This window comes from Mucilaginibacter koreensis, from assembly GCF_054783355.1.
Genome location: NZ_BAAGQS010000001.1, coordinates 2,160,082 through 2,186,039, shown reverse-complemented (window position 1 = coordinate 2,186,039; position 25,958 = coordinate 2,160,082). Strand labels below are relative to the sequence as shown.

Genomic DNA, 25,958 nt, shown 5'->3' with positions numbered 1-25,958 from the left:
TTACCGGTTAATAGTTGAATGATATTTTAGCTACCAACATTCGCCCCGGCAACTGGTATACGCTTGAGGTAAATGTATTGGCGGTTAAATATGCGTTGCTGTAAGTTTTGGTGTTTAGGATATTTAAAGCGTTCAGCTCCACATCAATCTTGCTTGTGTTGAATTTATAGCGGGCAGAGAAATCGGCGAAAGCATAATTCAAATTATTCATCTGCGGCTGATGGGTAAAATAGTTATCGCCCGAAAGCTTGAACAGCAGGTTATCTGTCGGGTTATAATTAATAGATGCCTGGTGTTGCAATTGATAAAATGCCGTGCTGGTAGCAACCGACGAACGGCTGCCGGTACGGGTAAGGTAAGCCTTATAACTAAAATTGATGCGGTTGCTTATTTTTGATTCTACGCCGGCATTTATACTGGTTATATAGGTTTGGTAAGGCAGCAAAATACGATTCACAATCTGGTTGGAGCGGTTGGCTTGCCACAGCGCTCCTGCACTAAAGGTGCTGCGCAAATCAAACGCATATTTACTTACGCTGCCCATAGCGGTCCAGCTATCAGTTGCGTTCTGGTAGGGCAATACAATACGTTGCTGAAAGTTTGGGGTAATATTGCTGTAAGTGATATTGTTGGCTTCGCTGTGCGTGTAGCCTACATTCACGCCGAAGAAAAACATTTGGATGGCCTTACGATAGTTGAAACCCAGGTTAGCACTTTGTGATTTACGTTCGGTGATGCCAGCGTTATTGGCATAAAGCGTACGGTAGTTAGTTAAGATATAACCCCGGTAAACGTTACTGATATCGCCTATGTTATTGCGGTAAGCGTAACTGAAGCTCAGGTAATTTTCGGCGCTGGTTTGATATTTTAATGATAGCTGCGGATTTACATACAAGCGTGTTAATGATTCATGCAGTTGGTATAACTCTTCATCATAAGCAATTTGTTGCAGGGTAACCGGCACATTAAAGCTCATTTTTAATTTGTTGCCGGGTATGTCAAATCCTGCTTCGGCATAAAATTTCCTGCGTTGCCAGTTCAGGTCGTTCATGGCGCTATCTAAGGCCGGTTTAGTGTTGCCGTTGGTTTGTATAGTATACAAAGAGGAAGTTAACTGTTGAGATTGCATATTGAAGCCCAGCTTGTATTGCTGTGTCAATTTATTGCCCGGCAGTTTTAAACCCACGTAGTTGTTGGTAAACCAGGTAGGTACATTAGCCCGCTGCAAGAGTTCGTTATATGGCACTCCGCCGTTAAATATATTTGCATTCAATCCCGGCTCAATTATCCGGTTCTCGGGTTGGCTTACATGATTAATGTAAGAATAATAGTTGATGATTTTACCTGACTTAAATGTATTCAGGTAGTTAAATTCATTCGAAAAATCGAAGCTGTTTTGTATGAGCTTTTGGTTAACCTGGTTGCCGTTGGTGTTTAGGGCAGAATAGGCTGTGTTGTAATTGATATCGCCGATGAAAGCATTGTTGAGGTAATATTTTTCTTTATTAATGTTCACATTCAACTGCGCATGTATCAGATCGGGGCGGCGTTTATTACGCTGGGTTTCGGTATAGGTAATGGTATCATCGGGTAGGTAAGTTTGCGTAAATTTTGAGTACTGCTGGCGTTGCACATCGTGCAGGTAAGAAATATTAGCCCGCAATTGCACATCCTTTTTTACATTAAACAGGTTATTGAAATTGAACAGGGCCGATTGGTTAAACAGATAACGGTTAACCGGCAAATCGGGGTTACCTGCCGCACCCAGCGAAAGCAGTGTGCTCGGTTTATTATTATCCAGCCGGTTCAGATAATCGTTGATATTGTGCGAAATTAAATCGTTAGCCACATCAAAGCCGGTATTATTGCCCTTAAAGTAATTGATGGCTTTGTACTTGTCTTTAAACATCATGGCATTGATGTTTTCATCATACTTTTTGGGCAGGCCGGCGCCTAAAGTAGCCTGGCCTACCAGTTGTATTTTGGCTTCATCTTTTAATTTGATGTTCAAGGCTACATCATCACTCACTACTTTATCCTTCAGCATTTTTATGGGCTGATGGTTTTCCATTACCTGTACTTTGTCCACCGCATCGCTGGGGATGGTGCTGGTGGCAATATTGTATTTGTCATCCAACAGGTTATCGCCGCCGATATACAGGTTAGAGATGGCTTTGCCATTGTATTTGATTTTACCATTGGCATCCATCTCTATGCCCGGCAGCTTCTTAATCACATCACCTATAACTCTATCCTGCGGGGTGCTAAATTCTGATACTTTGTAGCTCAGTGTATCGCCATTTACCCGCAGGCGAGGGCGGTTGTCTTTAACGATTACCGTATTTAACTCCCGGCTGGCTGGTGATAGCCTGAAATTGTAAAGTGCCGACACATTGTTAACCTGCTTGCTTTGCTTTTTATACCCCAGGTAACTGGCTTCCAGATACAAGTTCTTTTGGTCTGCATCAGGCGGGACAGGTAATTGGTAAATACCTTTATTGTCTGTGTTGGTATACCCTAATACAAGATTACCGCTACCTTTTAAGTTAATGGTAGCATAAGATACCGGTTTGCCCAGGCTGTCGGTTACAGTACCCCTAAGGGTTTGGGCATGTGCATAGCTGCTCCACAACAACGCACAGCCCAGCAGGAAAGCGATGAAAAGTGCTTTCATGTAAAAGTGATAAGGTTTAGGGGTGTTATTTACCGTTAGTCAATTCTAAAGGATTATTAATTACCGGCTTTTTGATGCCGGCAGGCGGCGCTTGTATTTTAAACGACATTTGCCCACCGCCAGATGGTGGTGTAATGCCTGCTCCGGCCATTTGCGCCTGTAAAAAGCCCTGTGGGTCTTTGTCTCGCATCTCCATTAACCGGGTAAAATCCTTCTCGGTTACTTTGAGTCCGTTTTCGGGCAGGGCAATAACATCGGCTGGCTGTTTATCATCCAGGCCGCCAATCATAATCATCCGCGTTTGCCCTCCTGGTGCAGCAGGCGGTTTGGGCTGACTGGCAACCAGTTTCGAGGCTTCTTCTATGCCATCAAACTTAAACACCACATCGCCTTTAGTGCTGGCCGCCTGTACCACCAGGCCCGGTAAGCCCACCAGTTTCCAAGGGCCGGTATGAAAAGGCAAGTCGGTACAGAACCAAGCCAAATAATCACGCCCCTTAAAATGGGTAGTGGCCTTTTGGCAATGCAGGCCGCCAATGGTCAGGGTATCGGCGCTGATTTTCCATTGAGGTGTTTCAAAGGGCTGCTCTATGATATAGTTGTTGATGATTTGCTCGCGGCGGTAAGATTTGCGCTCAGGAAAGAAATAAAAGTATTCAGCACGGGAACCCACCGGACCGCTGCTGCGGATAGTGAAGTTTTGCGGCCCACCTGCGCCGCCTGCACTGTTTTTAATCTGGTTGCTCACATCGGCCTGTACCTGCGCCATGCGCTTGATACGGTCGTAGCTTTTATAAACGCTGGCCCGGTTGCCGGCCAGCAGCATCATATTTTCGGTGTAGGGGTGCTCTTTGTCAGTGGTATCTCTGATGTGGGTAAACTGGTAATGAACCACCAGCCTGGCCGTATCGGGTGTTTGTGCTTGGGTAAATAATGCTGCTGGTAATAGCAAGGCTGATAAGAGGAAATGTTTAAGTTGCATGGTTAAAAGTTTAAGTATAGACTCAGGATAAACCTGACCTGTTACGAATTATTCGTAAATCTACGATACTTTCGTAATTAGTCAATGGTTTTAACAACTTTTAACAAATGTTGACACCAAAAAATTAGTAGACATTTAAGTTAATAAGCTTCTTCTGAAGATATACTCCGCCTTTTCAGCTCTTTGGCAATTGCATCCAGCTGCTTCTTTTTCCGAGCTGCTTCGGCCTTCTTTGCTTTTAAAGCTTCCTGTTTTAGCAAGTAAGTATCAGAAGTAATGGTGGCGTAGTATTTACAAAAGTAGGTAAGGGGGCAAATACTACATTTGGGGTTGCGCGCCACACAGATATAACGGCCATGCAGAATAAGCCAGTGGTGCGCCATACCCAGTGTGTTTTTGGGCAGATGCTCTGTTAGCTGCTGCTCAACAGCCAGCGGGGTACGGGCTTTGGTGGTGAGGCCAATGCGATTGGCTACCCGGAACACATGGGTGTCTACGGCGATAGCCGGTGCATCATACACCACCGAAGCAATTACATTGGCGGTTTTGCGGCCTACGCCGGGCAATTTTTGCAGTTCATTAATATCGGAGGGCACCTCGCCGTTAAAATCATTCAACAGCATACGGGCCATGCCGGCCAGGTGCTTGGCTTTATTGTTGGGGTAGCTTACACTGCGAATGTAAGCGAATATTTCATCAGAGGTAGCCTGCGCCAGTGCCTGTACATCGGGGTAGCGTTCAAACAGGGCAGGGGTAATCTGGTTAATGCGTTTATCGGTACACTGGGCCGATAGAATAACGGCTACCAGCAGTTCATAAGGATTGCTGTAATTGAGTTCGGTAACAGCGTTGGGCTGGTGCTGCGAAAAATATTCAACAAACAGGCGGTAACGTTCCTTTTTTAGCATGGGGCAAATATAATAAGAGCCCTGCAAACGCAGGGCTCTTATTATATCGTTAACGTAAGCTCTTCGAGTACTTCAGGATACGATCCACTGTTTGCGTTTTGGGCTGCTTTTGCAAGCGGTCAAGCTCAGTTCTGAGCGCATAGTAGAATACAGTTTCGTCTGCATTCAGGCTTTCAATAGTGTCTAATCCTTTCACGTCGGCTATGTTAGTGATGGCTTTTAAAGTAGTAGTAGAAGTTTCACCCATAAGCTTTTTTGAATAATTGTTTACTCATAAACGCAGCAGGGAAATAAATATTTTCTTTTTTTGAAAAAAATATTAAAAGAAAAATCAGGTACTAATTCTTTAAGCTCATCTCTTTTACCTGCATCATTTTACGCAGGTTGTTTAAGGCATAGCGCATACGGCCCAGGGCAGTATTAATGCTTACTTCAGTAACATCGGCAATCTCCTTAAAACTCATATTGCCAAAGTGGCGCATAATTAATACTTCCTTTTGTTCGGCAGGCAGCAGGTGAATCAGCGCCTTCAAATCGCGGTGGGTTTGCTCGCGCACCATGCGGTCTTCAGTGCTTTCATCATAGTTGCCTAATACCTCGAAGATATCGAAATCATCACCACCATTAATTAACGGCGTGCGTTTCTCCCTGCGGAAGTGGTCAATTACCAAGTTATGGGCAATACGGCTCACCCAAGGTAAAAACTTACCCTCTTCATTATATTTGCCGGCTTTCAGGGTATTGATGACCTTAATAAAGGTATCCTGAAAAATATCTTCGGCTAAATCCTGGTCTTTTACCAGCAAATAAATGGATGTATAAATTTTTGACTGATAGCGCCGGATGAGTTCAACCAATCCTCCCTCATCGCCGCCAATGTATTGATGGATTAAATCCTGATCACTTTTCAATTGAAAATCCATAGAACTACTTTAAAATATAATAATTACTGGAACAATAAACGTTTTAAAGTAAAGTTCTAATCAATAAGGGGTTCTCCTTTTAGTTTTAAATTAACGGTATATCAAATAAAGTAAAAAATATTTTTCAAAACAAATATTTGAAAAAATAATCTGTCGCTTTTATGTCAGTTAACAATAAGTTAGATGATTATATAGCGAAATAGATTAACAGTATAGAAAAAATATCCAGCCATCGTATTGTCATTTCGCTTTTAATCAAAATTATATAGGTTGTAGTTAAATAACAGTCTTCCAGCCTGTTATAAGTGATTCCTGTAAAGCCTGATCATTAATATCGAAGCCAACTGTGATTATATAAACTTACCTTCGCCCGGGTTGTTATCTGCCTGGGCAACAGGCAATGCGGACATTTGCAAGTTGCTAAATATTTTAGGAAATTTGCCGCTCGGTTCATAGCTTATGGCGTATAGTTCGTAAGATAAAATTTGGCTATGAACCCTGAACTATGCGCCATGAACATTAGCATGACGAATCAAGCAGAGCAAGATCCTCAAAAAAATATCATTATAAAAGGTGCAAGGGTGCATAACCTTAAAAACGTTGATGTGGCCATCCCTAAGAATAAGCTGGTGGTGGTTACAGGCATGTCGGGCTCGGGTAAATCATCCCTGGCTTTTGACACGCTCTATGCCGAAGGGCAGCGCCGCTACGTAGAAAGCTTATCTTCTTATGCCCGCCAATTTTTGGGGCGGATGAATAAGCCCGATGTAGATTATATCCGCGGTATTGCACCCGCTATTGCCATTGAGCAAAAAGTAATTACTTCCAACCCGCGTTCTACCGTGGGTACCTCCACTGAGATATATGATTACCTTAAGCTGCTGTTCTCACGTATTGGCAAAACCATTTCGCCGGTATCGGGCAAGCAGGTAAAACGCGATACAGTAACCGATGTGGTGAACTTTGTGCAGAATCTGCCGGATGATACGCAGGTAACCGTACTTTGCCCCCTGCATCCGCACAATAACCGCAGCCTGAAAGAAGAGCTGGCTGTATTGTTGCAAAAAGGCTTTGTACGGGTAGAATACAACCAGGCCGTTTCGCGCATTGAGGCTTTGCTGGAAAATGAAAACATCGGCAATGAAACCTTAGCAGCTACCGATACCGTGCGCATTGTAATAGACCGTATCACCAAAAACGAAGAAGAGGAAACGCTGAGCCGCGTAGCCGACTCGGCCCAGACCGCTTTTTTTGAAGGCCGAGGCGATTGTTTTGTGCGCTATACTTTACCCGAAGCGGAAGAAGAAACTGAAGCTTTCTTTTGCGACCGATTTGAGCTGGACGGTATTCGTTTTGAAGAACCTACGCCTAACTTTTTCAGCTTTAACAACCCTTACGGGGCTTGTCCGCGCTGCGAGGGTTACGGCAAGATCATCGGTATTGATGAGGACTTGGTGATACCTGATAAAAGTAAATCAGTATATGACAATGCCATTGCCCCCTGGCGTGGCGAAAAGATGAGCGAGTGGAACCAGCAGCTCGTCCGCCAGAGCGATAAATTTAATTTTCCCATCCATAAACCTTACAGTCAGCTAAGTGAGAAGGACAAAAAGGTGCTATGGACAGGTAATAAATACTTTCGTGGCATTGATGCCTTTTTTAAAGAAGTAGAAGAGCAAACGTATAAAATACAATACCGGGTTATCCTGTCGCGCTACCGTGGCAAAACCACCTGCCCCGAGTGCCGGGGAAGTCGTTTGCGGCCTGATGCTACCTATGTGAAAATACAGGATAAATCTATTACCGATATTGTATTGATGCCGTTAGATCAGGCGTATCAATTCTTTAAAACCCTGGAGCTGGATGCGCACGATGAAAAGATTGCCCGCCGCCTGCTGATGGAAATTGCCAATCGATTGAATTTTTTAAATGATGTAGGCTTGGGCTATTTAACCCTGAATCGGTTATCCAATACCTTATCAGGCGGCGAGTCACAACGCATTAACCTGGCTACCTCATTGGGCAGCAGTTTAGTAGGTTCGGTATATGTGTTGGATGAACCCAGCATTGGCTTGCACCCGCGCGATACCCAGCGTTTGATTACCGTATTGAAATCATTGCGTGATGTAGGCAATACCGTATTGGTGGTCGAACACGAAGAAGAAATTATGCAGGCCGCTGATCACCTGATTGACATTGGCCCCGAAGCCGGTACGCATGGCGGCGAGTTAATCTTCGCCGGTACGTATAACGAGATTATCAACGATGATAACAGCCTGACCGGCCGTTACCTGAGCGGAAAGGAAGAAATTGCTGTACCCACCCAGCACCGCAAATGGAACGATTACGTGCTGATTAAAGGCGCCCGTGAGAATAACCTAAAAAACATTGATGTTAAATTTCCGCTGGGGGTATTTACTGTAGTTACCGGCGTGTCTGGTTCGGGTAAAACTAGTTTGGTAAAGCGTATCCTGCAGCCTGCGTTGCAAAAAGCTTTAGGCAATTATTCAGGAGAAATTACCGGGCAGTATGACGCCATTGAAGGTGATATGGCTAAAGTAGAGCAGGTGGAGATGGTAGACCAAAATCCTATCGGCCGTTCGTCGCGCTCTAACCCGGTTACCTACGTAAAGGCCTGGGATGAAGTACGCAACCTGTTTGCCGCACAACCCGCTGCCAAAGCAGGTGGTTTGAAACCTTCAGCTTTCTCTTTCAACGTAGAAGGTGGCCGCTGCGATGTTTGCCAGGGTGAAGGTGAGGTAAAGATTGAGATGCAGTTTATGGCCGATATCTTTTTGCCTTGCGAAGCCTGTAACGGTAAACGTTTCAAACAGCATATTCTGGATGTCACCTATCAGGATAAAAACGTAGCTGATATTTTAGGGATGACCATTGACGAAGCGCTGGAGTTTTTTGTGAACGACCCTAAAATAGCCAACCGCATCAGGCCCCTGCAAGAAGTAGGTTTGGGGTATGTGCAATTAGGCCAGTCGTCTAACACACTGTCGGGCGGCGAAGCGCAGCGTATTAAGCTGGCTTCCTTTTTGGTGAAAGGTAACAATGCCAACAAAACGCTGTTCATTTTTGACGAGCCTACCACCGGGTTGCATTTTGCCGATATCAAAAAGCTGCTAAAATCTTTTGACGCCCTGCTGGAACAAGGCAATACCATTGTGGTAATTGAGCACAATATGGACGTGATTAAAAGTGCCGACTGGGTGATTGACATTGGCCCCGAAGGTGGCGACAAAGGCGGCAACCTAGTGTTTGAAGGCGTTCCCGAAGATTTAATTAAAGTGAAGAAAAGTTATACCGGCCAGTTTTTAAAAGAACGGCTGGGTAAGTGAATAAATAACTAAAATCACCCAATACGACGTCATTGCGAGGAACGAAGCAATCTCTATACACCTAACTAACAAGGTGCAGATATATTGCTTGGTTTCTCGCAATGACGTGTTAAGAAAATAACCACCATGCCCACCGATCCCAATTTCAATAACCATGTATTTGAAGTAGTTCGCCTTATTCCTACAGGTCGTGTTACCTCCTATGGTGCCATTGCCAAATTTTTAGGCCGGGGTAACTGGTCGCGCAAAGTGGGTTATGCTATGGGGCTCATTCATGGTTTGAAGCCGCCGGTACCTTACTGGCGGGTAGTGAGCAGCCAGGGGCAACTCACCGGCGGAACTTCGGGTATTGAAACACGGGCGCAGCTACTGGCCGAAGAAGGGGTTACCGTTATTGGGGATAAAATACAAAACTTTAAAACCTTGTTTTGGGAGCCGGACGTAGAAATGGATTTTGAGTAGGGCGTAGAAGGGCGTTGCAAACGCCGGACAGAGTTAAGCGCTCGTTACAAACGAGCGCAAGCGTAAATAACATTCTAACAATCGTTAAACACAGAAAGTATTAGAGGGTGATAGTTAGGTACTAATAAACTGGGTATTCCAGTTAAAATATAGTATCCTATTGAATATATTTTTATCTCTGCTTCAACTAATAAAGACATCGCTTTATAATTTTTTTGTTCGTTTAACACTTTAAAGCTCCCTTTTGAATTGTCATTAAATTTTATTGAGATATAATATTCTGGTATGGTTTCGTTTACATTTACATCCATTTTTAGAACATGTCCAAAGATTTTACTTGCTTGTACTGCTTCACCTCTGTTTTTAAATAAAAATATAAATGTTAGCTCACCATTAGCAAATGATGTTACTATATATTTAGGACTTTCTAAGGTTGTGAACAGATCGAATTTTGTATGCATATAACTTAAAAATCAAAGCTTTAAATACACCTCTTTACTTACGCTCCTTTATAATGAGCTACTTAGCTCTATCCGGGGTTTACAATGCCTTCTTAATTTTTACCGCATCATTCCGGACGTTAAATATTCTCTCACATTGTAACTGCTATACCAAACTTTATATTCTTCAATTCGGCTTTTGAACTTGATATGAAAAGCAAAGCGATTTAATATCCCAATGCGGCGGTTTTTGAGGCACTTGTCTAAGTTAATTAGTTATTTACTTGTATGCTTCTGAAAATTGTGAATAATATTTGGTAGATGATCTCCATCCTTAGCTGCGACTAATAAAAGCAAATGATAATTATTACCACCAAAATGCAATTACAATTTTTTATGTCCATAGTGATATTGTAGGCTTTCAGTAACTATGTCTTTGTAAGCGGAGTGGCCAAATAGGTCTATTTCGTTAATATTTGTAGATGTAACAAAGTAAACGGCTTCATGGTTGTGTACACAGTACTGGTCTGACATAGTTTAGAAGTGTAAAGTTAAAATATATCTTCAATGTTATAAATGCAAGTGCAGAACATAGATTGGCGCTGCAAACAAGCGTAAAATTTAAATTCAAATAAAAATTAATTGTCTAAGCTTGACAAAGGGGACTTTTACCCGGATATTTGCATTATAAATTTTTTCTTTGCTTCTTAGTATGCAAAGACTCAGGAACTACTTACTGTGGTTCTAATTATAAAACGAAATTAATATGACATTAGCCATATTAGTTGCTATTTTACCTTTTATAAAGTTTAATGTAAAATATGCAGACGATAAGTGGTCATTTGAATTTGGGTTAGGCAAATAAATCACTTACGACCGAATTGAAAATCAATATCGGCATCCTTTGAGGATATAACAATAGATTGGGGCTTATAGGCCCCTTTTTTACTTAATTTTTTTTGCTTTCTAATCGCATTAACCTATTAAGAGCTGCCTATAATTAATCAGGCAACTCTTAATCATCACTTCGTTTACTTCTTCAGCATCTGCTTTACTTCTTTCCTGAAAGCTTCATTGCCTACTTCAAGGCGTCTTGCATACCACTCTATAGCATCGGCACCGCATACATAGCGTAATTGATCTTTGCCATCGGTCGCTGCTTCATATATTACCTCTGCAATTTCTTCAGAAGTAGATACCTTGGTTGATGTGTTACTGATCAATGCAAAAAAACTGGATGATAATTCTTCATAAGCCGGATGTGAGGTAATAGGTGATTTTGCGCCTATTTCGGTAGCCACAAGTCCCGGCTCAATATTTTTGATGCTAATGCCAAATTCATCTAATTCATAATATAAACTTTCGGCCCAACCTTCTAACGCCCATTTGCTGGCATCATACATCGAGCTTACCGGAAATCCTATTAAACCAGCCGAAGAAGTGGTGTTGATAAAAAGGCCTGATTTTTTTGCCCTGAAGTAAGGAATAAATGCCTGGGTAACACGCACAGTTCCCAAAAAATTAGTTTCCATCTGCTGCACCAGTTGCTCATCGGTAGAAGCCTCTAATGGGCCAATTAGTGCATAGCCCGCATTGTTTAGCACAATGTCGATATCACCTGATGCTAATACTTTTTTAGTTATTTCTTCAATCTGCTTTAAATCGGTAACGTCCAACGGTAACAGCGTTATGCCTTCAAGTTGGTTTAGTTCTGTTTCAAGTTCAGGTTTACGCATGGTGGCAATAACTTGCCAACCTTTATTGGCAAATAGTTTAGCGGTTGCTTTGCCAATGCCTGATGAAGTGCCTGTAATAAAAATTGTCTTTTTCATATCGGTTAATTTTAAATACAGATCAAAAATATTGGTAAGTTAATTTACATTTGCTATTCGTTACCTTTTGGAAAGTAACTATTTATTATGGATTATTTGAATTGTAATAAAGAGGATGCTCAACTCTCTCATGAAAAGATATTGGCATTAAAAGATGCTATAGAGTTGGTAAGTGGCAAATGGAAGTTCTGCATCCTGTTAGGACTGTATAATTATGGAACGATGCGCTTTAAGGATTTACAGGAAACGACGTTGGGTATAACACCGAAAGTGCTGTCAAAAGAATTACAGGATTTGGAAGAAAACATGTTTATTACCCGTACCGTAAATAACACCAAACCTGTAACTGTATCTTATGCCTTAACTACGCATGCTGTTGAAATTAAACCGGTTATTGATGCGCTGGTTGAATTCGGTATGAAGCACCGGACGAAAATTAAAGGGAAATAAGCGCAAATTTCAATCTTACTTCCATATGGCTTTCAAATGCACACAAAACCTATTGCTAACCTGTTGTTTCAGCTGAACAAATTAAGTTGATAACTATGGATTTGCAGTTAAAAGGAAAACGGGCTTTGGTTACCGGCTCAACAGCGGGTATTGGTTATGCTACAGCACAAAGGCTGGCTGCTGAAGGCGCACAGGTGTGGGTAAACGGCCGCACTCAGGAACGGGTAGATCAGGCCGTTAATCAGATAAAAACCAGCACTGGTAATAATGAAGTTTATGGTGTAATAGCCGACTTTGCAAAGGCAGACCAGATTGCTGCGTTGATTAATGAAGTAGCTGAAGTAGATATTTTAATTAACAACGTGGCCATATTTGAGCCTAAAGAATTTGCTGATATATCAGATCAGGACTGGCTCCGTTTCTTTGAAGTAAACATAATGAGTGGTATCCGGCTTTCGCGTGCTTATTTTGATGGGATGCTGAAAAGAAACTGGGGGCGTATCATTTTTATCTCAAGTGAATCCGCTTTGCAAATACCTGCAGAAATGATTCATTATGGGGTAAGTAAAACAGCGCAATTAGGTGTAGCCCGTGGACTGGCCGAGTTAACCAAGGGAACTAACGTTACTGTAAATACGGTATTGCCCGGCCCAACTATGTCTGAAGGTGTGGGTGGTTTTATTGATGCTTTGGCACAAAACCAGCAGAAAAGTGTAAAAGATGTAGAAGATGACTTTTTCATCTCCATTCGGCCAACCTCCCTCTTGCAACGTTTCATCACACCTGAAGAAGTGGCCAATACCGTTACGTATTTATCTAGTCCGCTGGCAGCCGCTACTAACGGCGCTGCTGTTCGTGTTGATGGTGGAGTAATTAAAACGGCGGTGTAAATACCAAAAGTTCTGTAGACCTAAACGCATCTTATATAGTGATGCCAATGCCAAGATTCAATGATCTAAGTCATTAAACGAAACAAGCCGGTTAGCTATGGATGGCTAACCGGCTTTGTTAGTTTTAAACTGCTAAATATAAAACTGTGGTGTTAAGATATAGGTTGCTCATGGGGGGCGGGGTCGTAAAAATTGCGCCATCCGGGGCCGCAGCGGCCTTTCATGCGGGCTTTAAAAGCTTCGCGCTCTTCATTGCTCATTTGGGCAAAGCGCTCCTGAATGCGGCCCTTGCCCCAAGAGCCGCCAAACCGGCCGCGGCCACCAAAGCCAAACAACAGCTTGCTCAATATGAATAGGCCCAGTGCCTGCCAATAGGTTATGGTGCCTAAATGGAAAATGTCGGGCATCAGGTTGTTCCATAACTCCATTATGGCAAAACTCACCAAGGCCAGAAAGGCGGCGGCCAAAAAAGGCATCAATACAAAACGTCTTTTAAAAAATAATTCTTTCATGGTGGGTTGGTTTAATCGTACATCAAATCATCATACAACTGCTTTAATCGCCTGCGCAGGTGGGTTACGGCATAGTATTTTCGGCTTATCCAGGTTTGTACTGGTTCGCCGGTTTGCTTGGCCAGGTCTTTAAAGCTTTTGCCTTCCAGTTCCTGCGCCACAAAAGCCGCTTTCTGCTCGGGCGGCAGTTCATCCAGCGCAGCAAATAGTTCTTCCCAAAACAAGTTACGCAGGTACTCCGTTTCGGGCGTAGTAGCCTCGGTAAGCAGCAGCGCGCTGATTTGCTGGCTATCCTCGTCCTCATCTTCGTCAGCAGCGGCTAAATCATCCAGCAAAAACTCATGTTTCTTTTTATAGCGGTCGATGATTTTATTACGGGCAACCGTGTACAGCCAGGCGCCGGTTTGCTCAATGGGGGCGGCGTTAACTACGGCGCTCAGCTGGTACCAAACATCCTGCAATATATCTTCGGCATCCGCATCGGTTTTTACCCTGCTGCGTATAAAGCGCAACAACCCGCTGCCATACTTTTTAACGGCGGCAACCAGTGTGTGTTGAATATCAAGGGGTATTACAGCAGCGTTCAAAATATATCTGTTTTAAAAGGGTAGACGACCAGGCTGGTTAAACATTTTAAATTAGAGTGAACTCATTGAAAATAGTTACTTTCGAACTTTTACCACACAGAAAAACATGACCGGATACGATAAACGCGAGCAACTGATACAGGCCTATATAGACGCCTACAATAATTTTGATATTGAAGGAATGATGGCGGGCCTGAAAAACAGTATGGAGTTTAAAAACATAACCGGTGGTGTGGTCGACCTGCATTTGCAGGGCCTGGAGGCGTTTAAACAACAGGCTATACAGGCTGTTGCATTTTTCAACCAGCGGCAGCAAACCGTAACCGATTATAAGCACGAACCTGCCCAAACCGAAGTAACTATAGACTACCAGGCCATAGTAGCTGCTGATTTACCCAATGGCCTTAAACAAGGTGACTTACTGCAACTCAGCGGTACCTCGGTTTTTACTTTTGATGGCGGGAAGATTTCGGGTATTACGGATATCGGTTGATATCATGGTTGATATTAATTACCCTGTTTAATCTGATGAATAAGCGCCGGTTATATGCTGTATTGTTGTGGTTAGGAACGTTAGCTGCCTGCCGGCCTGATGTTACCAATCAAGACAAAGCCGTATTTAATTTCAATATGGATGAAGGCCTTACCTCCATGGATCCGGCCTTCGCCCGTAATAAAAATGCCCTTTGGATAGATAATCAGCTGTACAACGGCCTGGTACAAATTGATGATAGTCTGCACACCCAACCCTGCATTGCCAAAAGCTGGCTGATATCGGCCGATGGTTTAACTTATACCTTTCACCTGCGGCAGGATGTTAGCTTTCATGATGACCCGTTGTTTCCACAGGGTAAGGGCCGCAAAGTTACAGCCGGTGATTTTGCCTACAGCTTCGGCCGACTGATTGACCCTAAAGTGGCCAGCTCCGGCTCCTGGATTTTTAGTGACAAGGTAAGCGGCGAAGCAGCTTTTCAAGCCCTCAATGACAGCACTTTTCAAATCCACCTCAAGCAGCCTTTTCCTCCATTGCTTAGTTTGCTTACGGCGCAATATTGCTCTGTGGTACCTAAAGAGATTGTTACGCATTATGGAAAAGACTTTCGGAGCCATCCTGTAGGTACCGGCCCCTTTCGGTTCAAATACTGGAAGGAAGGGGAGGTGCTGGTGCTGCTCAAAAACAACCATTATTGGGAAAAAGATGCCGGGGGGCATCAACTGCCTTATTTAGATGCAGTACGTGCCACCTTTATCAGTGATAAGCAAACTGCCTTTATGGAGTTTATAAAAGGTAAGCTCGACTATTTTAACAGCATAGACGGCAGCTACCGCGATGATATCCTCACCAAGAGTGGCCATATTACCCAAAAGCATAAAGGTAAGTTTCAACTTATTATAGGCCCATACCTAAACACCGAGTATATAGGTATGCTGGTGGATTCCAATCTGGCTATCGTTAAACATTCGCCTTTACGGTTGCTCAAAGTCAGGCAGGCTATCAATTATGCTATTAACAAGCAGAAACTCATTAAATATCTGCGTAACAGTATAGGTACCCCCGGCGATGCCGGCTTTGTACCCGAGGGCATGCCCGGTTTTGACCGAAAAGCTGTGCAAGGTTACGCTTATAATCCGGCTAAGGCGCAGCAGTTATTAGCCGAGGCCGGTTTTCCGCATGGTAAAGGCTTACCCGAAATATTGCTGAGCACCACTACTACCTACCGCGATTTGATTGAATACGTACAAGGCGAGCTTAATCAGGCCGGTATCCGCACCCGGGTAGAAGTGGTACAGGGGGCAAGCCTGCGCGAGTTGATTGCTAAAAACGGTGTTAACTTTTTCCGTGGCTCCTGGATTGCCGATTATCCGGATGCCGAAAACTACCTCTCGCTGTTTTACAGCAAAAACAAAATTCCGTTTGGCCCTAACTATACGGGTTACAGTAATCCTAAATTTGATGCACTGTTTGAACAGGCTTACCATACCACTGATAACGGGCAGCGTTACCAGCTTTACCACCAAATGGATAATTTGGTAATGCAACAGGCACCGGTAGTGATTTTATATTATGATAAACTGGTAAACCTGTACCAGAACAACATTAGCGGCTTTAGTAAAACTGCGGAGAGTTTGCTGGTGTTGAAAAGGGTGAAAAAGAAACTGCAATGAGTAGAAAAAGCAAAAGGCATTTGTATGTTCAAATGCCTTTTGCTTTATATCGTCCAGTCCTGATATCAATTTATTTCAATAATGGTTGTATTATGGAGTGTAGCTGGTTGCACTGCCGTATAATGATTGCGATATATTAGATAAGTAAGTGTGCTGATCGGTATTGGGCAGGTTGTAATACAGATAAATACCATAGCCATAACTTACGGTACGTGTAGCCAGCGTTTTGGCAGTACTTGAACTGGTAGCTGTAATATCTATTGCAGCCGGTCCGAGGTTGGACTTGGCCAGGCCGGGCACATTCGGAACCGAATACGTACCATAAACAGCATTCCAGCTGTAATCAACTTTTGAGCCTACCGTTACCCCATTATAAGATAACCTGGATGCTGCGGGGCCGTAAAAATAAAATGAGATAATTTTATTGGGCATTAACTGGCGCAGGGCCGTTACCAGGTATACAAACGAACTTGAATTGGGCTGCCCGGTGCCGTTGTTACCGTAATCAGCGTATTCATCGTCAAAATCAATACCATCCAGGCCATAAGTAGTTACCGCATCGCTTAGCTGCTGGGCAAAATCCTGCGCTGCGGCCTGCGATGGAAAATTAGAAATACCAGCGCCCTGATGATTGCCTAATACAGATAACAGCACCTTAATACCCTTGCTTTGTAAGGATTGTATATATGTAGCTTTATTGTTAAGTACATTGGCCACATTGCTGTTAAAATATAAAACTGCCTTTTTATTGGTTACATCATAGTTGATATTGGCGGCAAAAATGATGGCAATATCAAATAATTGCTGCCCACCTGAGGTTAATGTGTATTTACCCACATTGCGCAGGTCGTTGTTGTTTACTTCTACATAGCAAACGCTCTTGGGGCCGCTCCGGCCTATTGCCCGTGCAACGATGGTGTTGTTGCCACTTTCCGGTGCGGTTACCACGTTGTCCTTCTTACAAGAACAAAACACAGTGGCAGCTATCAGCACTGCTGACAGGTACAATGATTTCATTGTGCTTTTCATAATGGAGTTAATAATTAAATAGTTGGTTATAATGGTTTGATGACTGGCGGTGAGAACTCAGCGGGGATATGAGTATAACCTTTTATACGTGGTGAATGAGCGCGTTGTTGTTCATAAACTCGTGTTTTTACAACTCAGAAAACGGATAAACAAAAAAAGCCTCTCCGGATGGAGAGGCTTTTGTATCGCAAAGCTAAATATAGCTTATTGTACTTGTTGTTTGCGGATGATATTTAAAGCACCGCCGGCTTTAAACCACTCAATTTGCTGTGCATTATAAGTATGGTTTACCGCGAATGACTCTTCGCTGCCATCTTTATGGTGCAACACAACGGTTAACTGTTTGCCAGGTGCAAACTCAGTTAAGCCGGTAATATCAATGGTATCATCTTCCTGAACTTTGTCATAGTCTGCAGCGTTATCAAAAGTGATAGCCAGCATACCTTGTTTTTTCAGGTTGGTTTCGTGAATACGGGCAAATGATTTTACCAGGATGGCACGAACGCCTAAGTGACGTGGCTCCATGGCCGCGTGCTCACGAGATGAACCTTCACCATAGTTTTCATCACCCACTACAACTGTACCAATGCCATGAGCTTTATAATCACGCTGGGTAGCAGGTACCGGGCCGTACTCGCCGGTCAGTTCGTTTTTCACGCTGTCGGCAGTCAGGTTAAAGTAATTGATGGCACCAATCAGCATGTTATTACTGATGTTATCCAGGTGGCCGCGGAATTTCAACCATGGGCCGGCCATAGAGATATGGTCAGTAGTACATTTACCTTTGGCCTTAATTAACAGGCGTAAGCCGGTAATATCAGTACCTTCCCAAGCCGGGAACGGATCCAGTAATTGCAAACGTGAAGAGTTAGGATCTACCTGTACGGTTACCTGGCTGCCATCTTCGGCAGGGGCCTGGTAGCCGGCATCTTCAACCGCAAAACCTTTTACTGGTAATTCAATACCCATAGGCTCGTCCAGTTTTACCTGTTCGCCGTTTTCGTTGGTCAGAGTGTCGGTTAATGGGTTAAAGGTTAAATCACCTGCAATAGCAAAAGCTGTTACAATTTCTGGTGAAGCCACGAAAGCGTGTGTATTCGGGTTACCATCATTACGTTTCGCAAAGTTACGGTTAAACGAAGTGATGATTGAGTTTTTGCGGGTTGGGTCATTGGTATGACGGCTCCATTGACCAATACATGGGCCGCAGGCATTAGCTAATACCACACCGCCAATTTTAGCAAAGGTATCTAAATAACCATCGCGCTCTACCGTGTAGCGTACCAGTTCTGAACCTGGTGTAACCGTATATTCAGCTTTGGTTTTCAGATTTTTGTCAATAGCTTGTTTAGCTAAAGATGCCGCGCGGGTAATGTCCTCGTAAGAAGAGTTGGTACAAGAACCAATCAAACCTACTTCCAAAGCCTCAGGCCAGCCGTTTTCTTTAACAGCGGTAGCAAATTTAGAAATCGGCCATGCCAGATCGGGGGTGAACGGACCGTTTACATGTGGTTCCAATTCGCTCAGGTTAATTTCAATTACCTGATCGAAGTACTGCTCAGGGCTAGCATATACTTCATCATCACCGGTTAAATGGTGTTTGATGGCATCGGCTAAGTCAGCAATGTCTTCGCGTTTTGTGCCACGCAGGTAAGCAGCAGCTTTTTCATCATACCCGAAGATAGAAGTGGTAGCGCCAATCTCGGCACCCATGTTACAGATAGTACCTTTACCGGTAGCTGATAATGAACGGGCACCTTCGCCGAAATATTCAACAATAGCGCCGGTACCACCTTTTACAGTTAATACACCTGCTACTTTCAAAATAACATCTTTTGCTGAAGTCCAGCCTGATAATTTACCAGTCAGGTGAACACCAATCAGTTTAGGGAATTTAAGTTCCCAAGGCAGGCCGGCCATTACGTCGCAGGCATCAGCACCACCAACACCAATGGCAATCATACCCAAGCCACCCGCATTAGGCGTGTGTGAGTCGGTACCGATCATCATACCGCCAGGAAAGGCGTAATTTTCCAGCACTACCTGGTGAATAATACCTGCACCTGGTTTCCAGAAACCAATACCATATTTATCAGATACTGAAGAAAGGAAATCGTAAACTTCTTTATTGATATCAATTGCGGTATGCAAATCTTCAGAAGCCCCTACTTTGGCCTGAATCAAGTGATCGCAGTGTACGGTAGAAGGAACAGCTACCTGCGGGCGGCCGGCTTGCATAAACTGTAACAGGGCCATTTGCGCAGTTGCATCCTGCATAGCCACACGGTCTGGTGCAAAATCTACATAGTCAACGCCGCGTTGGAAAGCCTTTTGAGCATCTCCTTCAGATAAGTGGGCGTATAATATTTTTTCGGTTAAGGTTAAAGGTTTACCGGTAGCTGTACGGGCAGCCTCAATGCGGCTGGTATAGCGGTCGTAAACCTTTTTAATCATATCTAAATCAAATGCCATTGTATTGATTTTTAGGTAAAAAAGTGAACAATCGGGAAGTTAAAGCACAAAAAATGCTCAACGCCGCGAATGTACGAAATTTAACACATAAATGGCTTTGCAGGTTTGCGCGAATGTTATTTGGATATATTCTAAATTAGCAGGCGGTTGAAAGCCAAAATTGAAAAGTAAAAATTCAAAAACAATATTTTACAATTGTAATTGGTTTAACTCACCACTCAACCTATGCTCACACGTATAGCGCCTACACCCAGCGGATACCTCCACATTGGCAATGTGTTGTCATTTGTGTTAACGGCAGCAGTTGCCCAGCAGGCAGGTGCCCGCATACTGCTGCGTATTGATGATATGGACCGCGAGCGGGTAAACCCTTTGTACGTGCAGGATGTGTTTGACACGCTGCATTTTTTAGAGATCCCCTGGCATGTGGGGCCGCGCAGTGTACAGGAGTTTGAAGCCGAGTGGTCGCAAAGGCACCGGCTGCCTTTATATGAGCGGGCGCTTCGCCAATTGCAAACTGAGGGAAAAGTGTTTGCCTGCTCATGTTCAAGGGCGCAAATACGCAGCAACAGTGGTAATGATATTTATCCCGGCACCTGCTGCCAGCAAAATATTCCGCTAAATGCACCTCATACCAGTTGGCGCCTGTTGACTGATGACCGTCAATTGTTAAATGTGCCTGCTTATCCGGATAGTGCAATGCAAGCTTTGCTACCGGCAGATATGCAGTATTTTGTGGTAAGGAAAAAAGATGGCTTTCCGGCTTACCAGTTAAGTTCGGTAATAGATGATTTGCACTTCGGCGTAAATTTGATAGTACGGGGGCAGGATTTATGGTCATCTACTCTGGCACAGCAGGAGTTGGCTGCTGCCTTAAAAGTGGAGGCTTTTCAGCAAATCAGGTTTTACCATCATGACTTGCTTTTAGGTGCTGATGGAATAAAGCTTTCAAAATCAGCCGGAGCAACTTCTGTTAAGTATCTGCGTGAACAGGGTAAAACACCGGCAGATGTATACAGTGAGATTGCCTTGTTAACCGGTCATCCGGAACGAGTAAAAACCTGGCAGCAACTGGCTGCTTTGCTACTGCCAGGTTTTGCATGAGTAGGTGTTATGATGATATAGATGAAGTTTTTGCCAGCAAATGTATAGCTGTAGATATCCCACGTTGTATCATTCATGGTAAACAGCCAGGCCGCCGCCTGCTGTGCCTATCCACTTATTACCTTTGCTGTCAACAGCCATCGCCAGTATACCTGCATCTGTGCCTGTAATAGGGAGTGCGGCGGAGGGCACTTCACCCAATAAGGCAAGAGAAGTGCCGCCTACCCATATTTTTTCTCCTTCGAGCGCCAGCGATCGCATTCCGTGCAAATTTTCCGGCCGGTTAACTTCATTCCAAGTGCCATCGTTTAAACGAATAACTGATTGTACGGCAGTACCGGTGAGTACCGCTACAATGGCATTGTTCTTATCCACACCAATAGCATACGGAAATGCGGATTCGAACCCCATTTTGTCTAATTGATAAGTTGCCCACTTGTCGAACTGAAACCGCTTGATTTTTCCCCTGAAATTTAAATGATCATGGCAGCCCATCCAAAGCGCGCCATTATGGTCTGTGGCTAAGGATAGGGGTAATTCTCCGTCGGTTTCATCATGCAGGTGCCAGCTGTTATCCTCTTTAATTTCAACCAGGCCTTTGGCAGTGCCTAACCATGTACGGTTATAAATGCCATCGTGTGCAATACTCATTATTGCCTTATCGGGTAACAGGCTGTTCTCGGGAGTATAGGTTTGCCAGTTGATTCCGTCAAATTTAACCGCTCCTTTGTTAGTGCCAATCCAAACATTGCCATTGTTTTGTACGGCCAATGCTTGTATGGCTGAAGATGGCAGCGGCGAATTATACTCGTTATAGATCGTCCAGTTGTTACCCTCAATGCGTACCAGGCCATTGGCTGTGCCAATCCATTTAACATCGGCTTTACTTATGGCAATCGCGTTTACCTGGTTATTGCTGAGCTGAGAGTTGGTTTGCGTATAAAGCTGCCAGTGAAAAGTGTTTTGCGGAATAGAAGTATTGTCGGGTGGCTGTATGGCACTTTTCTTCTCTTTTTTACAACTGGTAAAACTGGCAAGGCCAAGCAGGCAAACAATTAAAATACGTTTCATGATATGAACTCAGGTTGTTTATACCCATGACGTTAATAAAGCACACAACGTTACACCGCTTTTACTTAATTTGAGTTTTTGTATTGAAAGATAAGATTGTTGCTGCTTCAAGTGCTATTGTAACAACCACAATAAAAGATGATAACGAATGTAGCAGGTATGGAGAGCCGCAACCGTAGTATTAGCTTTTGGAGTATGGCAGATCAGTGGTATAAAGCAAATATGAAAGATACTATTGCATAAGTGCTGCGCGCAGCGGATGCAGCAGGTGAAGCACTGCGCAGCACCCGCAGCAGTGGCACAAATGTGTCAGTAATTTTTGCGTTTAACTTTCGTCATCACGGGGGTGAGCGTATTGCTGTGCGAGTGCCAAGCCATCGGTTGCTATGGCAATAATGAAATGTTAGGGTGAAATTAAGCAGTTATCAAAACAGAAAAGGGAACCCAATGTCGGGTTCCCTTTTTTATATTAATGGCTAAGAGCGCCTTAAATTGCAATGCTGTCTATCGCTTTGTCTAAAGCACCTAATTGTAAATCGGGCATGGCAAAACCTTCAGCGGTAACAAAGGTCACATCAGTAATACCGATGAATGCCAGTATAGATTTAATATAAGGAGTCAGAAAGTCACCTGATTGTGCACCATCAGCATACACACCGCCGGTAGCTACAGCCACGTAAGCTTTTTTACCGCTAACCAAACCAACCGGGCCGGTAGCAGTGTACTTGAAAGTAATGCCTGCACGGCAAATATGGTCAATCCATGCTTTTAGGGTAGATGAAATGGTGAAATTGTACATAGGGGCACCAATTACTATGATATCAGCATCCATAATCTCCTGAATTGCTTCGTTAGAATGTTTGATAGCTGCTTTATTTTCTTCAGTATGCTGCTCAGCCGGGGTAAAGAAGGCATTTAAATGGGCTTCTTCCAGGTGAGGAAAGGGCCCTTTGGTTAAATCACGGGTATGCACGGCGGCACCGGGATCTTTTTCTTTCAGCCGGTCGATAATCGCGTTAGCCAGTTTAATACTGTTGGATGCCGCGCCGCGCGGACTGGAAATGACATTCAGAATTTTTGACATGGTAGTTTTAGTTTATTTAAATGCTAATATAGATGTTTAAACATGTAATTGAATAAATGTTTGGTGCAATATTTAAACTTGACTCAACAATGATAATAGAAACAGTATTAGATATGTTTTACTGCCTGTAGTTGGTGTTATTATCAACCGCCATATACAAACAAGCTTATTTGAATAGAATGATTCGGGTGAATACAGTTAAAGATAACCTAAGTTTGTGCACTGCAAGTAGCGGTTGGTGATAACACCAACCGCAGGCATTGAAGCAGAAGCTATTCGCAAACAATGTTGCGCTAATGCAGGCCACTGTAGGCATGAAAAGGTTGAGAACATTATAAGGAGTTGTCATTTCGACCGTAGGGAGAAATCTTCTTCAACATGCCAGTCTGTTGTAGACCTGTCGACAGAAGAAGATTTCTCCCTACGGTCGAAATGACAAGTTGGGTTTTATTATAACGTCTTAAAGGCATATCCCTCTTCCTTCCATACTTCCAGCACCCTCGGTAACACATATTTCAACCTCGGAAATGCCTTCAAGCTATCATGAAATACAATAATGGAACCATTTTCGGTATGCTTCAACGTATGGCGCAGGCATTTATCAGGGTCGAGGTTGATGTCAAAATCACCGCTCAATACGTCCCACATCACTATATTGATATCCGGCCGGGCTTGCTGCAACAACTTGATCTGGCTGCGCTTCATGCGGCCATAGGGCGGGCGGAATAGTGGGGCGTTTAACAGTTCATCGGCTTGGCGGTAGTTATCTATATATACGTCATCTTCAGTTACCCAACCTTTAAGGTGATTAAAGGTATGGTTACCGATGGCATGGCCGTCGGCTATTACCTGTTGGTATAGATCAGGGTGCTTGCGCACATTATCGCCTATGCAAAAAAAGGTGGCTTTGGCCTGATATTGTCGCAGGGTGGCTAAAACAAAAGGGGTTACATCAGGGATAGGGCCATCATCAAAGGTAATGTACAACGTACGCTCATGGCGGGGCATGTTCCACAACAGCTGCGGGTACAGGCGCTTTAACCACCAAGGCGTTTTTATGAGGTACATGCTTGTAAAGATAGAGGAATAGAAGCAAGAGACAAGAGTCAAGAACCAAGAGTTAGTTATTTTAGAATTTTAGATACGTGTTTATAATGGCTTAATATTTTTGGTCTTGGCTCTTGATTCTTGTCTCTTGCTTCTATTAACCTATCTTTGCCCTTAATGAGCAATAAAATACTGGTGGTAGGCGGGGGCAGCTGGGCCACAGCCAATGTAAAAATGCTAACGGATAATACCACACCTAAAGAGGTGATGTGGTGGATGCGCAATGCACAGGCCGTGGAGCATTTGCAAAAGTTCAGGCATAACCCCAGCTACCTAAGCTCGGTTGAAATCAAAGTACCGGCTCAGCATATCTCCACCGATTTAAGGCAGTTGGTAGCTGAGGCTGATATGATATTGCTCAATGTACCTGCCGCTTTTCTGAAAGATGCATTGAAGGATATTGCACCTGATGACCTGGCCGGTAAAAAAATCATTTCGGCCATTAAAGGCATTGTGCCCGATGAAAACATGATCATCGGGGAATTTATGCATGAGCGCTACCACATTCCGCTTACCGATTTGGTGGTACTGAGCGGCCCTTGCCATGCTGAGGAGGTGGCGTTAGAAAAACTATCATATCTTACTGTAGCCTCACAAGATGAAGAGCTGGCTGCCCGTTTTGCCGGCATGCTCAATACCCGTTATATTAAAACCATCGTATCTGATGATATTTACGGTACCGAATATGCGGCTGTATTGAAAAATATTTATGCTATAGCCAGCGGTATTTGCCATGGGGTAGGCTATGGCGATAATTTTCAGGCAGTATTGATTTCAAACGCCATTAATGAGCTAAAAAACTTTGTGGATGCCGTGCACCCCATTGAGCGGGATATTAAAGAGTCTGCCTACCTGGGTGATTTGTTGGTAACCGCCTATTCGCAATTTAGCCGTAACCGCACCTTTGGTAACATGATAGGCAAGGGGTACACCGTAACCTCGGCCCAGTTGGAAATGAATATGGTGGCTGAGGGTTATTATGCAGTAAATTGCCTACACCAGGTGAATAAAAATTACAAAGTGCCTATGCCCATTTGTAACGCTGTTTACGCTATTTTATACCAAAAACGGTCGCCTGTAACAGAAATGAAACATTTGGCAGAACAATTGAGTTAAGCGTTATTATTAACAACACTTAAATTGTTCTTATACCATGAAAAATTTCGTTAAAGCTGCGCTATTAGCCGCAGGATTATTTGCCGCTGTGCAGGTAAATGCACAAACCGTAGGACAAGATTTGAAAAATGCCGGGAAAGATATTGGCAAAGCCGGTAAAAAAGTTGGCCATGCCACTGCCCATACTGCATCAAAAGGTGCTGCTGCAGTAGTTGATAAAAAATATGATGGTCATTATGGCCCGGGTGGTCAAACAGTATACATTAATGATAAATCAAAATATTACTATGTAAACAGCAAAGGCCACCGTGTATATGTAGCCAAAGCCAGCTTAAGAACAAGCAAACCTATGTAATATGATAAAGCGCCTGCCCTAAAGCAGGCGCTTATTTATTGATACCATACAGCCTATGAAAAACTTTATACTCTTATCTTTCTTCTGCACCTCATTACTTAGCTTATCTGCCTGTTCATCTAACGCCAAAAAATCAGAACTGAAAGGTGAGTGGCGTTCTAAAGATGGCGAGACTCGTCTTAAAATCACCGGTAAAGAATTTATCATGGACAACGGCTCGCCGCTGCCCGAAGATTATATCATGAAAGGTGATACCATTCTTACTTCATACGAAGGCAGCCAGCCTTATACCAAATTTGTAATCCAGCAACTGGATGACCATAACCTGAAGCTGCTTTACCCCGATTCTATCACCGTAGAGTTTACCCGTTAAAAACAAAAGCCCTTCCGTATGAGGGAAAGGCTTTGTTAACTAAACTAAAACTAAAACTAATGGAGCTTCTGCCG

24 protein-coding genes are annotated in these 25,958 nt (G+C 43.5%); 10 read left to right on the top strand and 14 right to left on the bottom strand.

Going from position 1 to position 25,958, the window contains the following annotated elements; all coding sequences use genetic code 11:
• Positions 1-7: 7 nt before the first annotated feature.
• The 5 genes from ACYVNW_RS09935 to ACYVNW_RS09915 form a co-directional block, all read right to left on the bottom strand.
• Positions 8-2,674: a carboxypeptidase regulatory-like domain-containing protein gene (locus tag ACYVNW_RS09935; RefSeq protein ID WP_460679706.1), complete on the bottom strand. Its 2,667-nt coding sequence runs from the start codon at positions 2,672-2,674 to the stop codon at positions 8-10.
• A gap of 25 nt (positions 2,675-2,699) precedes the next feature.
• A complete protein-coding gene (locus tag ACYVNW_RS09930; protein WP_460679705.1) occupies positions 2,700-3,656 on the bottom strand; it encodes a GLPGLI family protein in 957 nt (318 codons plus the stop codon).
• A gap of 140 nt (positions 3,657-3,796) precedes the next feature.
• Positions 3,797-4,564, bottom strand: coding sequence for an endonuclease III (nth, locus tag ACYVNW_RS09925; protein WP_460679704.1), 768 nt, complete (start codon positions 4,562-4,564; stop codon positions 3,797-3,799).
• A gap of 49 nt (positions 4,565-4,613) precedes the next feature.
• Positions 4,614-4,811, bottom strand: coding sequence for a hypothetical protein (locus ACYVNW_RS09920; protein WP_460679703.1), 198 nt, complete (start codon positions 4,809-4,811; stop codon positions 4,614-4,616).
• 91 nt (positions 4,812-4,902) lie between these two features.
• Complete coding sequence (locus tag ACYVNW_RS09915) at positions 4,903-5,487, bottom strand: RNA polymerase sigma factor (RefSeq protein WP_460679702.1); 585 nt, start codon at positions 5,485-5,487, stop codon at positions 4,903-4,905.
• Between the two features lie 524 nt (positions 5,488-6,011).
• Between ACYVNW_RS09915 and uvrA the strand changes: the two genes are divergently transcribed.
• Together uvrA and ACYVNW_RS09905 are read left to right on the top strand one after the other, a co-directional pair.
• Positions 6,012-8,834: an excinuclease ABC subunit UvrA gene (gene uvrA, locus ACYVNW_RS09910; protein WP_460681007.1), complete on the top strand. Its 2,823-nt coding sequence runs from the start codon at positions 6,012-6,014 to the stop codon at positions 8,832-8,834.
• A 126-nt stretch (positions 8,835-8,960) separates the two neighbouring features.
• Positions 8,961-9,296 (top strand): MGMT family protein, encoded by a 336-nt coding sequence (locus ACYVNW_RS09905; protein WP_460679701.1) that lies wholly within the window; start codon positions 8,961-8,963, stop codon positions 9,294-9,296.
• 74 nt (positions 9,297-9,370) lie between these two features.
• Here ACYVNW_RS09905 and ACYVNW_RS09900 read toward each other — a convergent pair whose 3' ends face one another.
• Entirely contained in the window at positions 9,371-9,757 is a 387-nt protein-coding gene (locus tag ACYVNW_RS09900; RefSeq protein ID WP_460679700.1) for a hypothetical protein, read from the bottom strand.
• Positions 9,758-10,767: 1,010 nt separating this feature from the next.
• Entirely contained in the window at positions 10,768-11,568 is an 801-nt protein-coding gene (locus ACYVNW_RS09895) for an SDR family oxidoreductase (protein ID WP_460679699.1), read from the bottom strand.
• Between the two features lie 87 nt (positions 11,569-11,655).
• Between ACYVNW_RS09895 and ACYVNW_RS09890 the strand changes: the two genes are divergently transcribed.
• Together ACYVNW_RS09890 and ACYVNW_RS09885 are read left to right on the top strand one after the other, a co-directional pair.
• Positions 11,656-12,018, top strand: a complete 363-nt coding sequence (locus ACYVNW_RS09890; protein ID WP_460679698.1) for a winged helix-turn-helix transcriptional regulator — start codon at positions 11,656-11,658, stop codon at positions 12,016-12,018.
• 95 nt (positions 12,019-12,113) lie between these two features.
• Positions 12,114-12,908 (top strand): SDR family NAD(P)-dependent oxidoreductase, encoded by a 795-nt coding sequence (locus tag ACYVNW_RS09885; protein ID WP_460679697.1) that lies wholly within the window; start codon positions 12,114-12,116, stop codon positions 12,906-12,908.
• A gap of 152 nt (positions 12,909-13,060) precedes the next feature.
• On the opposite strand, the gene ACYVNW_RS09880 is transcribed toward ACYVNW_RS09885, so the two are convergent.
• Complete coding sequence (locus ACYVNW_RS09880) at positions 13,061-13,420, bottom strand: hypothetical protein (protein ID WP_460679696.1); 360 nt, start codon at positions 13,418-13,420, stop codon at positions 13,061-13,063.
• Between the two features lie 11 nt (positions 13,421-13,431).
• A complete protein-coding gene (locus ACYVNW_RS09875; RefSeq protein ID WP_460679695.1) occupies positions 13,432-14,007 on the bottom strand; it encodes an RNA polymerase sigma factor in 576 nt (191 codons plus the stop codon).
• A 106-nt stretch (positions 14,008-14,113) separates the two neighbouring features.
• Between ACYVNW_RS09875 and ACYVNW_RS09870 the strand changes: the two genes are divergently transcribed.
• Together ACYVNW_RS09870 and ACYVNW_RS09865 are read left to right on the top strand one after the other, a co-directional pair.
• The gene (locus ACYVNW_RS09870) at positions 14,114-14,500 is read left to right on the top strand and encodes a nuclear transport factor 2 family protein (RefSeq protein ID WP_460679694.1); all 387 of its coding nucleotides are present in this window, start codon (positions 14,114-14,116) and stop codon (positions 14,498-14,500) included.
• A gap of 35 nt (positions 14,501-14,535) precedes the next feature.
• The gene (locus ACYVNW_RS09865) at positions 14,536-16,173 is read left to right on the top strand and encodes an ABC transporter substrate-binding protein (protein ID WP_460679693.1); all 1,638 of its coding nucleotides are present in this window, start codon (positions 14,536-14,538) and stop codon (positions 16,171-16,173) included.
• 90 nt (positions 16,174-16,263) lie between these two features.
• Here the strand turns inward: ACYVNW_RS09865 and ACYVNW_RS09860 are convergent, their stop codons facing one another.
• Together ACYVNW_RS09860 and ACYVNW_RS09855 are read right to left on the bottom strand one after the other, a co-directional pair.
• Positions 16,264-17,202 (bottom strand): endo-beta-N-acetylglucosaminidase H, encoded by a 939-nt coding sequence (locus ACYVNW_RS09860; RefSeq protein WP_460679692.1) that lies wholly within the window; start codon positions 17,200-17,202, stop codon positions 16,264-16,266.
• Between the two features lie 204 nt (positions 17,203-17,406).
• Positions 17,407-19,674: an aconitate hydratase gene (locus tag ACYVNW_RS09855; RefSeq protein WP_460679691.1), complete on the bottom strand. Its 2,268-nt coding sequence runs from the start codon at positions 19,672-19,674 to the stop codon at positions 17,407-17,409.
• Positions 19,675-19,899: 225 nt separating this feature from the next.
• Here ACYVNW_RS09855 and ACYVNW_RS09850 point away from each other — a divergent pair, with 225 nt between their 5' ends.
• A complete protein-coding gene (locus ACYVNW_RS09850) occupies positions 19,900-20,778 on the top strand; it encodes a glutamate--tRNA ligase family protein (protein ID WP_460679690.1) in 879 nt (292 codons plus the stop codon).
• Positions 20,779-20,847: 69 nt separating this feature from the next.
• Here ACYVNW_RS09850 and ACYVNW_RS09845 read toward each other — a convergent pair whose 3' ends face one another.
• The 3 genes from ACYVNW_RS09845 to ACYVNW_RS09835 form a co-directional block, all read right to left on the bottom strand.
• A complete protein-coding gene (locus ACYVNW_RS09845; RefSeq protein WP_460679689.1) occupies positions 20,848-21,849 on the bottom strand; it encodes a ligand-binding sensor domain-containing protein in 1,002 nt (333 codons plus the stop codon).
• A 487-nt stretch (positions 21,850-22,336) separates the two neighbouring features.
• Positions 22,337-22,933, bottom strand: coding sequence for an FMN-dependent NADH-azoreductase (locus ACYVNW_RS09840; protein WP_460679688.1), 597 nt, complete (start codon positions 22,931-22,933; stop codon positions 22,337-22,339).
• 450 nt (positions 22,934-23,383) lie between these two features.
• Entirely contained in the window at positions 23,384-24,001 is a 618-nt protein-coding gene (locus tag ACYVNW_RS09835; RefSeq protein WP_460679687.1) for a polysaccharide deacetylase family protein, read from the bottom strand.
• A gap of 156 nt (positions 24,002-24,157) precedes the next feature.
• On the opposite strand from ACYVNW_RS09835, the gene ACYVNW_RS09830 reads away from it, so the two are divergent.
• From ACYVNW_RS09830 to ACYVNW_RS09820, 3 genes are read left to right on the top strand one after another with little or no spacing between them, the layout of a single operon-like run.
• A complete protein-coding gene (locus ACYVNW_RS09830) occupies positions 24,158-25,156 on the top strand; it encodes an NAD(P)H-dependent glycerol-3-phosphate dehydrogenase (protein WP_460679686.1) in 999 nt (332 codons plus the stop codon).
• Between the two features lie 37 nt (positions 25,157-25,193).
• Positions 25,194-25,511: a hypothetical protein gene (locus ACYVNW_RS09825; RefSeq protein WP_460679685.1), complete on the top strand. Its 318-nt coding sequence runs from the start codon at positions 25,194-25,196 to the stop codon at positions 25,509-25,511.
• Positions 25,512-25,566: 55 nt separating this feature from the next.
• A complete protein-coding gene (locus tag ACYVNW_RS09820) occupies positions 25,567-25,884 on the top strand; it encodes a hypothetical protein (protein WP_460679684.1) in 318 nt (105 codons plus the stop codon).
• Positions 25,885-25,958 lie beyond the last annotated feature (74 nt).

Coding starts and splice junctions, on each gene's coding strand:
- ACYVNW_RS09935 (WP_460679706.1), bottom strand. CDS start 2,674: ATGAAAGCACTTTTCATCGCTTTCCTGCTGGGCTGTGCGTTGTTGTGG.
- ACYVNW_RS09930 (WP_460679705.1), bottom strand. CDS start 3,656: ATGCAACTTAAACATTTCCTCTTATCAGCCTTGCTATTACCAGCAGCA.
- nth (WP_460679704.1), bottom strand. CDS start 4,564: ATGCTAAAAAAGGAACGTTACCGCCTGTTTGTTGAATATTTTTCGCAG.
- ACYVNW_RS09920 (WP_460679703.1), bottom strand. CDS start 4,811: ATGGGTGAAACTTCTACTACTACTTTAAAAGCCATCACTAACATAGCC.
- ACYVNW_RS09915 (WP_460679702.1), bottom strand. CDS start 5,487: ATGGATTTTCAATTGAAAAGTGATCAGGATTTAATCCATCAATACATT.
- uvrA (WP_460681007.1), top strand. CDS start 6,012: ATGACGAATCAAGCAGAGCAAGATCCTCAAAAAAATATCATTATAAAA.
- ACYVNW_RS09905 (WP_460679701.1), top strand. CDS start 8,961: ATGCCCACCGATCCCAATTTCAATAACCATGTATTTGAAGTAGTTCGC.
- ACYVNW_RS09900 (WP_460679700.1), bottom strand. CDS start 9,757: ATGCATACAAAATTCGATCTGTTCACAACCTTAGAAAGTCCTAAATAT.
- ACYVNW_RS09895 (WP_460679699.1), bottom strand. CDS start 11,568: ATGAAAAAGACAATTTTTATTACAGGCACTTCATCAGGCATTGGCAAA.
- ACYVNW_RS09890 (WP_460679698.1), top strand. CDS start 11,656: ATGGATTATTTGAATTGTAATAAAGAGGATGCTCAACTCTCTCATGAA.
- ACYVNW_RS09885 (WP_460679697.1), top strand. CDS start 12,114: ATGGATTTGCAGTTAAAAGGAAAACGGGCTTTGGTTACCGGCTCAACA.
- ACYVNW_RS09880 (WP_460679696.1), bottom strand. CDS start 13,420: ATGAAAGAATTATTTTTTAAAAGACGTTTTGTATTGATGCCTTTTTTG.
- ACYVNW_RS09870 (WP_460679694.1), top strand. CDS start 14,114: ATGACCGGATACGATAAACGCGAGCAACTGATACAGGCCTATATAGAC.
- ACYVNW_RS09865 (WP_460679693.1), top strand. CDS start 14,536: ATGAATAAGCGCCGGTTATATGCTGTATTGTTGTGGTTAGGAACGTTA.
- ACYVNW_RS09860 (WP_460679692.1), bottom strand. CDS start 17,202: ATGAAAAGCACAATGAAATCATTGTACCTGTCAGCAGTGCTGATAGCT.
- ACYVNW_RS09855 (WP_460679691.1), bottom strand. CDS start 19,674: ATGGCATTTGATTTAGATATGATTAAAAAGGTTTACGACCGCTATACC.
- ACYVNW_RS09850 (WP_460679690.1), top strand. CDS start 19,900: ATGCTCACACGTATAGCGCCTACACCCAGCGGATACCTCCACATTGGC.
- ACYVNW_RS09845 (WP_460679689.1), bottom strand. CDS start 21,849: ATGAAACGTATTTTAATTGTTTGCCTGCTTGGCCTTGCCAGTTTTACC.
- ACYVNW_RS09840 (WP_460679688.1), bottom strand. CDS start 22,933: ATGTCAAAAATTCTGAATGTCATTTCCAGTCCGCGCGGCGCGGCATCC.
- ACYVNW_RS09835 (WP_460679687.1), bottom strand. CDS start 24,001: ATGTACCTCATAAAAACGCCTTGGTGGTTAAAGCGCCTGTACCCGCAG.
- ACYVNW_RS09830 (WP_460679686.1), top strand. CDS start 24,158: ATGAGCAATAAAATACTGGTGGTAGGCGGGGGCAGCTGGGCCACAGCC.
- ACYVNW_RS09825 (WP_460679685.1), top strand. CDS start 25,194: ATGAAAAATTTCGTTAAAGCTGCGCTATTAGCCGCAGGATTATTTGCC.
- ACYVNW_RS09820 (WP_460679684.1), top strand. CDS start 25,567: ATGAAAAACTTTATACTCTTATCTTTCTTCTGCACCTCATTACTTAGC.